The organism is Sphaerisporangium album, assembly GCF_003323745.1.
Taxonomy (GTDB): domain Bacteria; phylum Actinomycetota; class Actinomycetes; order Streptosporangiales; family Streptosporangiaceae; genus Sphaerisporangium; species Sphaerisporangium album.
The window spans coordinates 17,107-30,925 of sequence record NZ_QOIL01000029.1 but is presented as its reverse complement, the minus strand read 5'-3'; the positions used below and the strand labels follow the sequence as shown (position 1 = coordinate 30,925).

Below are 13,819 nucleotides of genomic sequence, written 5' to 3'. Positions count from 1 at the left end.
GTCTAGCCGGACGCGGCGCGCTTCGCGCTCGGGCGGGCGCAGGCGGCCGTGACGACACCCGCGAGCGCGACCGTCGTGAGCACGAGGTACGTCCGCTGGAAACCCGACATGAGGTGCTGGACCGCCACGGGGGACAGCCGCGACAGCGTGCCGGCGTACACCAGGTTCCTGAGGGCGGGGGAGAGCGCGCTGGTCAGCACGCTCAGCGTGGTCGCGACGCTGAGCACGATGCCGACGTTCATGATCATGAGCCGGAAGCCGTTCACCACGCCGAGGCTGCCCGGCGGCAGCGCGCTCATCACCTGCGTCGTGTTGCCGGTGAGGAACGTCCCGTTGCCGCACCCCGAGAGGAACAGGCCCGTGCCGATGATCCAGTACGGCGTGGCGGCGTCCACCGACAGCGTCAGGCAGGCCAGGCCGCCGAAGTTGAGCAGGCAGCCGCCGACGGACAGGACGTACGGCGAGACGCGCCGTCCGAGGGCGCCCGCGATCGGGGAGGCGAGCGCCATGCCGATGGGCACCGGGAGCACGCCCATCGCGGCCGTGAACGCGTCCATCCCGCGCGCGGCCTGGAAGTACAGGGCGACCAGCAGGACGAGCGCCGAGCGGGACAGCGCCGCGCAGAAGGACGCGAGGTTGGCGAACGTCAGCATGCGCTCGCCGAAGAGGCGGACGTCGAGCACCGGGTGCGAGGCCCGGCGCTCGACGACGACCAGCACGGGGACGAGGACCAGGAAGATCAGTGTCCCGGTGAGGAAGACCGGGCTCGCCGGGCCGTTCGCGCCGGCGTCGGAGAGGGCGATGAGGACCGCCGACAGCGCGGCGAAGACGATGAGGTTGCCGGCCGCGTCCACCGGCGTGCGCGGGCCCGCGGGGACGCGGCGCAGCGTCGCCCAGCCCCAGACGAGCCCGACGACCCCGGCCGGGACGTTGACCCAGAACACCCACTGCCAGCCGGCGGCCTCGGCGATCAGGCCGCCGAGGGTGGGCCCGGCGAGCTGGGCCACCGACAGCGTGCCGATGTACACGCCCATGCCCTGGCTGAGGCGGTCCGGCGGGAAGGCGCCGGTGATGATGACCGTGCCGTTGGCGAGGATCATCGCGGCGCCGAGCGCCTGCAGGCCGCGCATGACGATCAGGAAGCCGACGTTCGGCGACAGCCCGGCCAGCAGCGAGGCGACGATGAACAGCGCGAAACCGGCGAGGTAGACCTCGCGCCGCCCGAGCAGGTCCGCCACGCGCCCGAAGAAGACCAGCGTCGCCGTGTTGATCAGCAGGTACGACAGCAGGATCCAGGACGAGGCCAGCGCGTCGGCCTCGAAGTGCCGCACGACGGCCGGGAGGGCGACGTTCAGCGTGCTCGCGTTGATGCCGATGAGGACGAGGCCGAGGCTGGTGACCGAGCACACCCGCCAGGCGTATCGGAGCTTCTTCGCGTACTCGGGTGTTCCGGGCACGAGGGGAGTGGCCTGTTCGAGCGGATGGGCGACCATGCCCCTAGTCTGATGTAAGCCTTACGTCCGTATTTGTCGGCTAATTGCTTAGATATAGGGGCAACGATCTGTATATAACGTCAGCACACCCGTGTCCCGGGGCAGCGGGTGAAACCTTCCCTAGGTCAGGCCGCGCGCGACGCCGCCTCCCCTCGCGACCAGCGGGGAACCCGATCGCCTCGACGTCTCTGACTTCCTGAACTCGGCTCATTGAACTCCGCGCACTGACTCGGCCCACTGAGCCCGCCCACTGGGCTCCGCGCACTGGGCTCCGCGCACTGGGCTCCGCGCACTGGGCTCCGCGCACTGGGCTCCGCGCACCGGGCGGAGAGGTCAGCGGGCGCGCCTGCGCAGGCCTTCGAGGTCGTAGATGACCACGCGCCGGCGGCCCGTCTCGATCAGGCCGCGGTCGCGCAGCGAGCGCAGGGCCTTGCTGACCGCCTCGCGGGACGCGCCCGTCCACCCCGCCAGCTCGTCCTGCGAGAGCGGGAGCGCGACCTTGACGCCGCCGTTGGTCGGCTCGCCGAAGCGCTCGGCCAGCTCGACCAGGCGCGTGGCCACCCGGCCGGTGGTGTCGAACGCGCCGTACTCGATGCGCTTGCGGTCGGAGTCGCGCAGGCGGCCGACGAGGAGGCGCAGGAGCAGGACGGCGACGCGGCCGTGCTCGTGCAGGAAGGCCGCGAAGTCGCGGACCACGACGCCCTCGACGGGCTCCAGCGCGGTGACCGTGCCCGAGCGGGGCTCGTCGCTGATGCCGGACATCTCGCCGAGGAGCGCGCCCGGGCCCCGGATGGCGAGCACGACCTCGGTGCCCCCGGCGGTGTGCGAGGAGACCTTGACCCGGCCCGAGGTCAGCACGAGCACCCAGTCGGCGGTGTCGCCCTCGGCCATCACGGTGGCGCCGCGATCCCACCGGCGCTTACGGCCCGCGGCCGTGAGGTCGGCGATCTCGTCCGCGGTGAGCAGGGAGAGAAACTCCCCCGGCTCGGGGGAGGGGTGGGGCGTCATCGGTTCTCCAAAGAACGCGGCGAGGGAACGTTCCCGATTATCCCGGCTGGTCTCACGCGCGGAGACGTCGTATTCCCGCCTGTGGACAACTACGCGTTCGGACGCGCGCCGCGTCCCCAGCCTGTGGAAAACCGCCTCCTCCGCCCGTGGGCGACCACGCGCACCGCACCCTCAGTCGAGCGCGGTGAGGACGAACGCCTCGACACTCTGCTCCTTGCCCTTGAGCGTCAGCGCCCCCAGAGGACGGACCTGGGCGCCAGGGCCGAGCTGCGCATGGGTCGTGGCCCCGATGACCACCGTCCCCGGCTCGGCCATGGACTCCAGGCGCGCGGCGACGTTGACGGCGTCCCCCATCGCGTTGAACCCGCGCAGCTCGGGGGCGCCGATGTTGCCCACGAGCGCCAGGCCGGTGTTGATGCCGATGCGGAACCTCGGGTACCCGGGGTTGCCCGCCGCGATCTCCTCCGCGGCCGCCTGCATGGCGAGGCCCGCCCGCGCCGCCTGGGCGGCGTGCATCTCCTGCGCCGCCGGGGCGTTGAACAGGGCGAGCAGGGCGTCGCCGACGAACTGCACGATCGTCCCGCCGTGCTCAAGCACGCACGGCACGGCGGCCCCGTGGTAGCGGTTCAGCATCTCGACGATCTCGCCCGGCTCGACGCGCTCGGAGAACGTCGTGAAACCCTTCAGGTCGGCGAACAACGCGGTCAGCTCGACCAGCGACCCGCCGAGCGCGGCCTGGTCGGGGTCGGCCAGCAGCGACGCGGCGACGTCCGGCGACATGTACTGCCGGAAGAGCGTCTCCAGTTCGCGGTACAGCCGGGCGTTCTCCAGCGCGATGGAGAGCTGGCTCGCCAGCGTGGCGGCGAGCGCCTCGTCCTGGCGGGTGGTGCCGACGGGCACCTCCAGGGCCCCGGCCAGCACGCCCTTCACGGTCAGCGGGTGGACGACGGCCCCGTCGCCGCTGATCACCTCGGCCTCCTTGAAGTCGTCCACGCCGAACCGCCGCTCGCCGACCGTCACCTGCCCGTTCGACACCAGCCCGATGCGCACGTCCCCGTACGCCTGCCGGACCCGCTCCAGCGACCCGGCCAGCAGTTCCTCCTCGCCCAGGCCGACCCGCGCGCGGCGTCCGACGTCGACCAGCGCGCCGAGCCGCGCCGACAGCTCGCGCTCGGCGGCCAGGGCCTGCCCCGCGCGGTCCAGCACGGCGGCCTGGCCCTCGTTCAGGCGGAACTTGCCCGCCAGCCGGGTGGCCACCGGCGGGCCCGAGGACGACCCGCTCTCCCCCATGCGCCGCAGGTGGCCGACGAGTTCCTCCAGCGCCTCGTCGTACCGCGCCTGGATGCGGCGGATCGTCGCCGCCAGCGCCACCGAGTCGAACAGGCCCTGGCTGGAGCCCTCGCGCCGGAACTGGATGTAGGCGCTGTAGGCGACGAACACGAACGCCAGCGTCAGCAGCAGGTGCCACTCCCACCACGACATCAGCCAGTTGGGGCGGAAGAACCCGGCGACCATCGCCTCGCCCAGCAGCGCGTACGCGGTGACGAGGCTGACGAGCATGGCCGAGGGGCGGCTGCGGTGGATGCGGAACATCAGCGCGGCGGACAGGGCGTAGAGCGCGGCGCCGATCCAGGAGAAGAAGCCGATGGTCGCCCCACCGGGGGGAGGCACGTCGCTGAGCGGCGTCAGGCCCTCGACCAGCGAGGCCCAGCCCCAGGCGACCAGGATCACGACCAGGCCGGCGCGCAGCAGGTCGGCCCTGGCGAGGATCGCGGCCGCCGCCCGCTCGCCGAGCGGCAGGGAGGAGACGAACGCCAGGACCGAGGCGAACGTCAGGCCGACCGGCTGGCCGATGTCGAAGCCGTAACTGCCACGCTCCAAGATGATCGTGGGCGTCGCCAGGCCGTGCAGCAGGAAGAACCCGGCGCTGCCGAGGAAGACGAGCGAGACGAGCAGCAGCCGGGCGTCCTGGCGGCGGGCGGCCGCCTGGCTGATCATCAGGCCGAGGACCACGTTGACGCCCGCGACGGCGACGATCAGCAGGAAGTGGCTCGGCGGGTGCTGCCAGCGGATGTTCAGCGGGTCAGGGTAGGTCAGCAGCAGCCACAGCCCGAGCAGCGGGAACGCCAGGTGGAGCGCCCAGACGACGCCGCGCACCGGCTGGGTGGCGGGTGGCAGATACGGATCGTCCGCGGGGCCCTCGAGGGGAGCCCCGGCCGCGTGGCCTGTCGGGGACACCTCCGCGTGATCGGTCGACGGCACGGTTCTCCTCCGCATCAGCCGGTCGAGTTCTGCCGGATGTGGCGATTATCCCGCTCGCCGCAGGACCCGGAGCGACGGCCGCACCACCTTTCTCGCGGGGCACTACTACGGTGCTCAGGGAAGGGACTCCGCCTGAGCGCCCGCCAATTCGAGACCAGGCATGTGACGCGGCGGGTGGAGGCACGTCTCACGGCGGGCGGCGGGTCAGGGGTCGCGGCGGAAGATCAGCACGAGGACGCGCAGGGCCAGCACCGAGGCGACCACCAGGAGGTTGTAGGCGAAGAGCTGGTACAGCGTGACCTGGTCGGTGACCTTCGGCCCGCTGTCGATGCCGAGGAGCAGCACCGCCATGATCCCGGTGGTGGCGGCCAGCACCGTCAGCAGCACCTGGTGCAGCATGCCGGTGACGTGCGTGCGGTCCCGCTCGTCGGCGAACAACCGCACGTTGACGCTGAGCCGCCCGTGCTCGGCCGCGCCGATGATGCGCTCCACCCGGCGCGGCAACCTGCGGAGCATGGGCAGGAGCGCCGCCATCTCGTCGGTGACGGCCCGCCTGAGCGTCGCGGCGTCCCGCTGCTCGGCGAAGTGGCGTGCGGCGAACGCCCGCGCCTCGGCGACCAGGTCGAACCCGGGTGCGAGCCGGGTCAGCGTGCCCTCCACCGTCGCCAGGGTGCGGAAGACGGCGGCCACTTCCGGCGGGACGGACAGGCCGTGACCGGAGACGATGCGGAACAGGTCGGTGAACATCCGGGCGCCGTCCAGCCCCCCGCCGCCGCTCATGTGACGGGCCATGAACCGCCCCAGCTCGCGTTCGAGCCGCCGCTCGTCGATCTCGTCGGGGCGCGGCACGACCTCAAGCAGGGCGTCCGACACGGCGAGAGGGTCTCCCCGGTCCATCGCCAGCAGCAGCCGCTGGAGGGAGGCGCGCAGCGAGGCGTCCAGCCGCCCGACCGAACCGAAGTCGAGCAGGCCGAGGCGCCCGTCGGCGAGCAGCATGATGTTCCCGGGGTGCGGGTCGGCGTGGAAGACGCCGTCCAGCATGATCTGCCGGAGCAGCGCGTCCAGCAGCGTGCGCGCCAGCGCCGCCCGATCCGTCCCATCGATCGGGACCGCTTGATCCCCGCGCCCCGGCTGATCCGCCTTGTCTTGTGCGGTCTCGCCCGGCACTGAGGCGGCGCCCAGGGGCGCTCCGTCCAGCCGTTCCATCACGAGCACCCGGCGCCCGCACAGGGAGGGGTACAAGGAGGGCACGTGAACCGCCGCGTCGCGCGAGCCCGTGGCGACGGCGGCCATGTTCGCGGCCTCCACCCGGAAGTCGAGCTCCTCGCGCAGCGCCTCGGCGAACCCGCGCGCCAGGTCGCGGACGCCGATCGCCCGCCCCCATCGCGTACGGACGTCGAGCGTCCGGGCGAGCCTGGCCACGATGTCGAGGTCGCGCTCGACCACCTCGGTGATCCCGGGACGCCGCACCTTCACCACCACCCGGGCGCCCGAGTGCAGCCGCGCGGCGTACACCTGGGCGATGGACGCGGACGCGAGCGGCTGCCGGTCGAACTCGGCGAACACCTCCTCGACCGGCCCCGACAGCTCGGCGGCGAGCACGCGCTCGACCTCGGCCCACGGCGCGGGCGCCACCTTGTCCTGGAGCAGGGCCAGCTCGTCCACGAATTCGGCGGGCAGCACGTCGGGCCGGGTGGAAAGGATCTGTCCCATCTTCACGAAGGTGACGCCCGCCTCGTCCAGAGCCCGGCGCAGCGACCGCGCGAGCCGTGCCCGCCCGGACGCGGCGTCGACGTCCGGCCGGCGCCCGCGCAGGTACGGTCCGAGGCCGTGGCGAGCCAGGATGCGGATGATCGCGAAGTAGCGGCGTGACCGGACGATCCTGCCGCGCAGCGACCTGACGAACTCGACGGGTCCGGGCAGCGAGCCGGTGGGGACGAGCGCCTCGGCGACCGCGAGGAACACCATCGACGCGAGCAGGGCGCAGGCCACGGCCAGGATCAGGAACCACAGAGGGGTGATGGCGGCGTCGTCCGGCGACACCGACCCGGCCAGCGCCTGCGCGAGCGGGCCCGCCAGCAGGAAGGCCAGCGCTCCGGCCAGGAACGCCCGGAACAAGCCGAACCGCAGGTTGAGCAGCCGCCGGGCCGCCATGGCGAATCCGGCGATTATGACGACCATCGTCACGCCGATGACGATAGAGACCATGAGGTCCACGGGCAGTCCTCCCGTACCGTCCATCGTGCCGTTCTCGTACGGATACGTGGCGGCGTGCGTCGCTGCCGCGCCGACCCTACCGCGTGATCTGTCACTTGCCGTCTGTGTCGCCACCGTCAACCAGGCGACGACGGCGGCGCCGTGGCGACCCTCGTCGAGAAAGGCCTACGAACTCGCCGCCACCGGGTCGAGGTCCTGCGACTAGCGTCCCCCCGCCGGAGTCGCGGCCCTGGCGGGCTGCACGCCTGCGGCCCGGTCGTTAACGGGCGACCGAAACATCCGTTACTTTGTCAGGCACGGCCGGATAAATGCCAATACCGGACGCCCGTTTCGGAAGGCGGTGGATCTGTGGGGGGATCCACCGCCTTTTGCGAAGGCGGACTCCGACGCCCGGCCGACGCCGGCGCTCAGGCCCCGAAGACCGCCGGAAGCGGCGCTTCCTGCACCGCGCGCAGCTCGTCCACCGGGACCTCCAGCACGTCCTCGACCGTCAGCGCCGTGCCACCGGTCGTGCCGAGCCCGTAGCAGGGGACCTCGTGCCGGGCGCACAGCTCGGCCAGCTCCTCGAACGCCTCCGGCCGTACGGTGACCAGGGCGCGGGCCGTGGACTCGCTGAACAGCGCGGTGAAGGCGTCCTCCAGGGGGAGCCGGACGGTCGCGCCGACCCCGCGCGCCAGCGTGGCCTCGGCCAGGGCGACGGCCAGGCCGCCGTCGGACACGTCGTGCGAGCCCTCCGCCAGCCCGCGCCCGGCCGCCTCGGCCAGGACGGTGGCCAGCGCGCGCTCGGCCTCCAGGTCGACGACCGGGGGCAGGCCGCCGAGGTGCCCATGGGCGACGTGCGCCCACTCGGAGCCGCCGAACTCCTCGCCGGTGTCCCCCAGCAGGACGATCTTCAGGCCGGGCGCGGTGAAGCCGTGCGGCACCCGCCTGCGCACATCGTCCAGCACGCCGAGCACGCCCACCACGGGGGTCGGGTGGATCGCCGTCGAGCCGGTCTGGTTGTAGAACGAGACGTTGCCGCCGGTCACCGGTACGCCGAGCGTCTTGCAGGCGTCCGCGAGCCCGCGCACGGCCTCGGCGAACTGCCACATCACCTCGGGGTCCTCCGGGGAGCCGAAGTTGAGGCAGTTGGTGACGGCCAGCGGGCGCGCGCCCGTGACGGCCACGTTGCGGTAGGCCTCGGCGAGCGCGAGCTGCGCCCCCGCGTACGGGTCGAGGCGGGCGTACCTGCCGTTGCCGTCGGTGGCCAGGGCGAGGCCGCGGTCGGTCTGCTCGGCGCCGGGCATGACCTCGCCGACGCGCAGCACCCCGGCGTCGGCCGGCATGGCGAGCACGGTGTTGCCCCGGACATAGCGGTCGTACTGGGAGGTGACCCACTCCTTGGAGGCGAGGTTCGCCGACCCGAGGAGCTGGAGCAGTGTGGCGCGCAGGTCCGCAGGGCGCGGCAGGCGCGCGGCGTCGTCGGCGTTCAGCGCCGCCTGGCCCGCGGGCTCGTGGAACGGCCGCTCGTACACCGGGCCCTCGTCGGCCGCGGTGCCCGGCGGGATGTCTACGATGACCTCGTCCTTCCAGGTCATCACCAGCCGCCCGGTGTCGGTGACCTCGCCGATCACCGTGGCCGGGACGTCCCAGCGGGCGCAGATCGCCATGAACGCGTCGATGTCCTCGGGCGTCACGACGGCCATCATGCGCTCCTGCGACTCGCTCATCAGGATCTCCTCGGGGAGGAGCGAGGGGTCGCGCAGCGGGACGAGGCCGAGGTCGACGCGCATGCCGCCCGTGCCCTTGGCCGCCAGCTCGGTCGTCGCGCAGGACACCCCGGCCGCGCCGAGGTCCTGGATGCCGACGACGACGTCGGCCTCGAACAGCTCCAGGCAGCACTCGATGAGGAGCTTCTCCATGAACGGGTCGCCCACCTGCACGGCGGGCCGCTTGGCGTGTGACTCGTCCTCGAACGTCGCCGAGGCGAGCACCGAGGCGCCGCCGATGCCGTCCGGACCGGTGCGCGCGCCGAACAGCACGACCTTGTTGCCCGGGCCGGGCGCGGTGGCGAGCTTGATCTGATCCTTGCGCAGCAGGCCCACGCACAGCGCGTTGACCAGCGGGTTGCCGAGGTAGCAGGGGTCGAAGACGACCTCGCCGCCGATGTTGGGCAGGCCCAGGCAGTTGCCGTAGGAGCTGATGCCCTCGACGACGCCCGGCAGCACCCGCCGGGTGTCGGGGGCGTCCAGGGCGCCGAACCGCAGGGAGTCCATGACGGCGATCGGCCGGGCGCCCATCGACATGATGTCGCGGACGATGCCGCCGACGCCGGTCGCCGCGCCCTGGTGGGGCTCGACGTACGACGGGTGGTTGTGCGACTCGATCTTGAAGGTGGCGGCCCAGCCGTCGCCGATGTCGACGACGCCGGCGTTCTCGCCCATGCCGACCAGCAGGGCGTCCGACTTCGGGGCCTTGGTGCCGAACTGGCGCAGGTGCACCTTGGAGGACTTGTAGGAGCAGTGCTCGCTCCACATGACCGAGTAGATGGCGAGCTCGGACGACGTGGGCCGGCGGCCCAGGATGGCCCGCACCCGGTCGTACTCGTCGGCCTTCATGCCGAGCTCGGCGTACGGCTGCGGCTCGTCGGGCGTCTGGCCGGCCCGCTCGACTGAGTCGATCATGTGTGCTCCTCGCGGCGCGCTCGTGGCGTCGGTCACAGGTTGACGAACCTCTTCAGGATCGAGGTGAAGAAGCCCCGGCCGTCCACGCTGGGCGCTCCGGTGAGCTCCTCGACGGCGTGCTCGGGGTGGGGCATGAGGCCGACGACGTTGCCCGCCTCGTTGCTGATGCCCGCGATGTCGTTGATCGAGCCGTTCGGGTTGGCGCCGAGGTAGCGGAAGACGACCTGGCCGCCGGACTCCAGCGCGGCGATCGTGGCGGCGTCGGCGACGTAACGGCCCTCGCCGTGCTTGACGGGCAGCAGCAGCTCCTGGCCGGGGGCGTAGTCGGCCGTCCAGGCGGTCGTCGCGTTCTCGACGCGGACGCGCTGGTCGCGGCAGACGTAGTGCAGCCCCTGGTTGCGGGTGAGCGCGCCCGGCAGCAGGTGGGCCTCGCACAGGATCTGGAAGCCGTTGCAGGTGCCGAGCACGGGAAGCCCGGCGCGCGCCGCCGGGATCAGCTCCTCCATCAGCGGCGCGAAGCGGGAGATCGCCCCGCAGCGCAGGTAGTCGCCGTAGGAGAAACCTCCGGGCAGGAAAACCGCGTCCACGCCCCTGAGATCATGATCGGCGTGCCAGAGGGGGACGGCCTCCCCGCCCGCGTGCCGGACGGCCCTGGCGGCGTCCTGATCGTCAAGAGTTCCCGGAAAAGTGACCACGCCCACGCGGGCAGCACCCATGGCTCTCGTACCCCTCCACATGCGAACGCCGCGCCGACGTCTCACACAAGATCGGACGGCGGTCTCGCGGCGGTACATTCAGGCTACCTGCCGACCGGCCCGGGGAGGACCGGGTCACGGACGGGCGGCACCGACCCGGGACGGCGCGAGGGGTGATTTCTGCCATAGGCCGGAAGGCGAGGGGGAACTTCGATGCGGGACCGGCGGCGCGCGGGGCTGTCAGCGCGGTCAGACGGCCGCCAGCTCGCGATCGTGGCGGGCGAGGAACTCCTCGTCCCAGTCGAGCTCCTTGCGCAGCAGGACGGTGGTGCCGCTGCCAGGGGTGATGTCGAAGAAGATCTCGTCGACGACCGACTGCATGATCAGGATGCCGCGCCCGTGCTCGGCGTCGCCGGGAGGGTACTGCCGGGGGACGGCGCCGATGCCGAGGCCGCCGTCGACGACCCGCAGCTCACACCGGCCCTGGCCGATCGCGGCGGTCACCTCGTAGCGCTTGGCGGGGCCGCCGTGCCGGACGGCGTTGGCGCAGGCCTCGGAGGTCGCCAGGAGCACGTCCGATACGCAGTCCTCGCTGACGCCGATGCAGCGAAGGGTGTCCCCAAGCACCCGCCGGACCATCGGAATGCCGATCGCATCCCGAGGCAAGGCCAACGAGAACTCAATATCCACCGGACCCCTCCGAGGTGCCGAAAGTCACGTTGGAGAGGTTTCCCCGATGAATCAGGGCTAACCGCAAAATCACGCTGTTGTTATTTAGCGTTGGTCAGACGCTTGCTTTCTGGTCCGCCCAAAGTTACTTTTGCGGTGATTTGCGAAGTCTCGGAGGCGTCGGCGCGGGCCGTCCTAGGGCTCGACGCGCACAGCGTAGTCCTCGATCACCGTGTTGGCCAGCAGGGTTTCGGCCATCTTTCGGACGTCCGCAAGAGCGGCCTCGTCGGCAGGGCCGTCGAGCTCGACCTCGAACCGCTTGCCCTGCCTCACCTCGGTCACGCCGGAGAAGCCAAGGCGGGGCAGCGCCCGGGCGATCGCCTGCCCCTGCGGATCGAGGATCTCCGGCTTGAGCATGACGTCGACGATGACGCGTGCCACGTGTTCCTCCCTGTTCGTGCCGCCCGGCCGGGCAGGCGTGACCAGCCTAACGGTGGCCGGCCGGGCGTCCGTCCCCTGGGCGCCGCCGGCGTGACGAGTGTGCGTCGAGGCGCACCCGGGAACGGGAGAAGTGTGGATAAGAGTGTGGATGAGAGCGTTTCACCGCCTTGCGCAATGGCCTGTGGGTTCTGCCACGATGTCCCCAGACGCATACGTACCACCACCAGAAGGTCCGTAAGCGTGTCAACTGGCCGAACGTGGATGGCGACCCCATCGGCACGGCCCCGAACGCACAGGAGCGGCACGTGACATACGCCTCTGGTGCCGAGGCACCCTTCGAGCTCGTACAACTGCTCACCCCCGAAGGTGAGCGCGTGGAGCACCCCGCCTACGACATCGACCTCACCGCCGAAGAGGTGCGCGCCCTGTACCGCGACCTCGTGCTCGTGCGTCGCGTCGACATGGAGGCCGTGGCCCTCCAGCGGCAGGGAGAACTCGGCATCTGGGCATCTCTGCTGGGACAGGAAGCCGCCCAGATCGGCTCTGGACGGGCCCTGACCGACGCCGACATGGCCTTCCCCACCTACCGTGAGCACGGCGTCGCCTGGTGCCGCGGCGTCGACCCCGTCAACCTCCTCGGGCTGTTCCGCGGCGTCAACCACGGAGGCTGGGACCCCGCCGAGCACAACTTCCACCTGTACACGATCGTCATCGGCAGCCAGACCCTGCACGCGGTCGGGTACGCCATGGGCATCCAGCGCGACGGCGCCGAGGCGGCCTCCATCGTCTACTTCGGCGACGGCGCGACCTCCCAGGGCGACGTCAACGAGTCGTTCATCTGGGCGTCGGTGTTCAACGCGCCGGTCGTGTTCTTCTGCCAGAACAACCAGTGGGCCATCTCCGAGCCGCTGGAGAAGCAGTCCCGGATTCCGCTGTACCGGCGGGCCAGCGGCTTCGGCTTCCCGGGCGTCCGCGTGGACGGCAACGACGTCTTCGCGTGCCTCGCCGTGACCCGCCAGGCGCTCAAGAACGCGCGCGAGGGTCAGGGCCCCACGCTGATCGAGGCGTTCACCTACCGTATGGGCGCCCACACCACCTCCGACGATCCGACGCGCTACCGGGTGGCGGGCGAGCTGGAGGCGTGGAAGCTGAAGGACCCGATCGAGCGCGTGAAGGCGTACCTGTTCAAGAACCAGCTCGCCGACCAGGAGTTCTTCGAGAAGGTCGACGCCGAGGCCGCGGACCTCGGCCGTGACGTGCGCAAGCGTTGTCTGGAAATGCCCGATCCCCATCCATTGGAAATCTTCGATCACGTGTATGCCGAGCCGCACACCCTGCTCAAAGAAGAGCGGGAGCAGTACGCCGCCTACCTCTCCACCTTCGAGGGAGGCGGCAAATGACCACCCTGGCGCTGGCCAAGGCGATCAACGAAGGTCTGCGGACCGCCATGGAGGACGACCCGAAGGTCCTCATCATGGGAGAGGACGTCGGCAAGCTCGGCGGCGTCTTCCGTGTCACCGACGGCCTGCAGAAGGACTTCGGCGAGGACCGCGTCATCGACACCCCGCTCGCCGAGTCCGGCATCATCGGCACGGCGATCGGCCTCGCGCTGCGCGGCTACCGCCCCGTGTGCGAGATCCAGTTCGACGGGTTCGTCTTCCCCGCGGCCGACCAGATCATCACCCAGCTCGCCAAGATGCCCCTGCGCTCCCTCGGCAAGATCAAGCTGCCCATCGTGGTGCGCATCCCCTTCGGCGGTGGCATCGGCGCGGTCGAGCACCACAGCGAGTCCCCCGAGGCGTATTTCACGCACACGTCCGGCCTGCGCGTGGCCGTCTGCTCGAACCCCTCCGACGGCTACCACATGATCCGCCAGGCGATCCGCAGCGACGACCCGGTGATCTTCTTCGAGCCCAAGCGCCGCTACTGGGACAAGGCCGAGGTCGACAGGAACGTCACCCCGCTGCCGTTCGACCGCGGTCAGGTCGTGCGGCCGGGCACCGACGTCACCGTCCTCGCCTACGGGCCGATGGTCAAGACCTGCCTGGAGGCCGCGACGGCGGCCGCCGAGGAGGGGCGCTCGCTGGAGGTCGTCGACCTGCGCTCCCTCTCGCCGCTGGACACCGACCTGATCTTCGAGTCGGTCCGCAGGACCGGGCGCTGCGTGGTCGCCCACGAGGCGCCCGTCTACTCGGGACTCGGCGCGGAGATCGCCGCCCGGGTCACCGAGGCGTGCTTCTATAACCTGGAGGCTCCGGTCCTGCGCGTCGGCGGGTTCTCGACCCCGTACCCGCCGTCCCGGCTGGAGGACCACTACCTGCCCGACCTCGACCGCGTGCTCGACGCCGTCGACCGCACCTTCACCTTCTAG

10 protein-coding genes are annotated in these 13,819 nt (G+C 71.4%); 2 read left to right on the top strand and 8 right to left on the bottom strand.

What is annotated here, in order from left to right; translation table 11 throughout:
- Positions 1-2: 2 nt before the first annotated feature.
- The 8 genes from DQ384_RS35940 to purS form a co-directional block, all read right to left on the bottom strand.
- The gene (locus DQ384_RS35940; RefSeq protein ID WP_114033347.1) at positions 3-1,493 is read right to left on the bottom strand and encodes an MFS transporter; all 1,491 of its coding nucleotides are present in this window, start codon (positions 1,491-1,493) and stop codon (positions 3-5) included.
- Between the two features lie 333 nt (positions 1,494-1,826).
- Positions 1,827-2,501, bottom strand: coding sequence for a Crp/Fnr family transcriptional regulator (locus tag DQ384_RS35935; RefSeq protein WP_114033346.1), 675 nt, complete (start codon positions 2,499-2,501; stop codon positions 1,827-1,829).
- Positions 2,502-2,672: 171 nt separating this feature from the next.
- The gene (locus DQ384_RS35930; RefSeq protein ID WP_245967031.1) at positions 2,673-4,763 is read right to left on the bottom strand and encodes an adenylate/guanylate cyclase domain-containing protein; all 2,091 of its coding nucleotides are present in this window, start codon (positions 4,761-4,763) and stop codon (positions 2,673-2,675) included.
- 204 nt (positions 4,764-4,967) lie between these two features.
- Entirely contained in the window at positions 4,968-6,944 is a 1,977-nt protein-coding gene (locus DQ384_RS35925) for an ABC1 kinase family protein (protein WP_245967036.1), read from the bottom strand.
- Positions 6,945-7,387: 443 nt separating this feature from the next.
- On the bottom strand, positions 7,388-9,643 hold the full coding sequence (purL, locus tag DQ384_RS35920; RefSeq protein ID WP_114033345.1) for a phosphoribosylformylglycinamidine synthase subunit PurL: 2,256 nt from the start codon (positions 9,641-9,643) through the stop codon (positions 7,388-7,390).
- Positions 9,644-9,675: 32 nt separating this feature from the next.
- Positions 9,676-10,359, bottom strand: coding sequence for a phosphoribosylformylglycinamidine synthase subunit PurQ (gene purQ, locus DQ384_RS35915; protein WP_114033344.1), 684 nt, complete (start codon positions 10,357-10,359; stop codon positions 9,676-9,678).
- A gap of 228 nt (positions 10,360-10,587) precedes the next feature.
- Positions 10,588-10,977, bottom strand: coding sequence for an ATP-binding protein (locus DQ384_RS35910; RefSeq protein ID WP_281274177.1), 390 nt, complete (start codon positions 10,975-10,977; stop codon positions 10,588-10,590).
- Positions 10,978-11,202: 225 nt separating this feature from the next.
- Entirely contained in the window at positions 11,203-11,448 is a 246-nt protein-coding gene (gene purS, locus DQ384_RS35905) for a phosphoribosylformylglycinamidine synthase subunit PurS (RefSeq protein ID WP_114033342.1), read from the bottom strand.
- A 305-nt stretch (positions 11,449-11,753) separates the two neighbouring features.
- On the opposite strand from purS, the gene pdhA reads away from it, so the two are divergent.
- Positions 11,754-12,848, top strand: coding sequence for a pyruvate dehydrogenase (acetyl-transferring) E1 component subunit alpha (gene pdhA, locus DQ384_RS35900; RefSeq protein WP_114033341.1), 1,095 nt, complete (start codon positions 11,754-11,756; stop codon positions 12,846-12,848).
- Positions 12,845-13,819 (top strand): alpha-ketoacid dehydrogenase subunit beta, encoded by a 975-nt coding sequence (locus DQ384_RS35895; RefSeq protein ID WP_114033340.1) that lies wholly within the window; start codon positions 12,845-12,847, stop codon positions 13,817-13,819. Before pdhA ends, DQ384_RS35895 begins: the two co-directional genes overlap by 4 nt.

Coding starts and splice junctions, on each gene's coding strand:
- DQ384_RS35940 (WP_114033347.1), bottom strand. CDS start 1,493: ATGGTCGCCCATCCGCTCGAACAGGCCACTCCCCTCGTGCCCGGAACA.
- DQ384_RS35935 (WP_114033346.1), bottom strand. CDS start 2,501: ATGACGCCCCACCCCTCCCCCGAGCCGGGGGAGTTTCTCTCCCTGCTC.
- DQ384_RS35925 (WP_245967036.1), bottom strand. CDS start 6,944: ATGGTCGTCATAATCGCCGGATTCGCCATGGCGGCCCGGCGGCTGCTC.
- purL (WP_114033345.1), bottom strand. CDS start 9,643: ATGATCGACTCAGTCGAGCGGGCCGGCCAGACGCCCGACGAGCCGCAG.
- purQ (WP_114033344.1), bottom strand. CDS start 10,359: ATGGGTGCTGCCCGCGTGGGCGTGGTCACTTTTCCGGGAACTCTTGAC.
- DQ384_RS35910 (WP_281274177.1), bottom strand. CDS start 10,977: ATGGTCCGGCGGGTGCTTGGGGACACCCTTCGCTGCATCGGCGTCAGC.
- DQ384_RS35895 (WP_114033340.1), top strand. CDS start 12,845: ATGACCACCCTGGCGCTGGCCAAGGCGATCAACGAAGGTCTGCGGACC.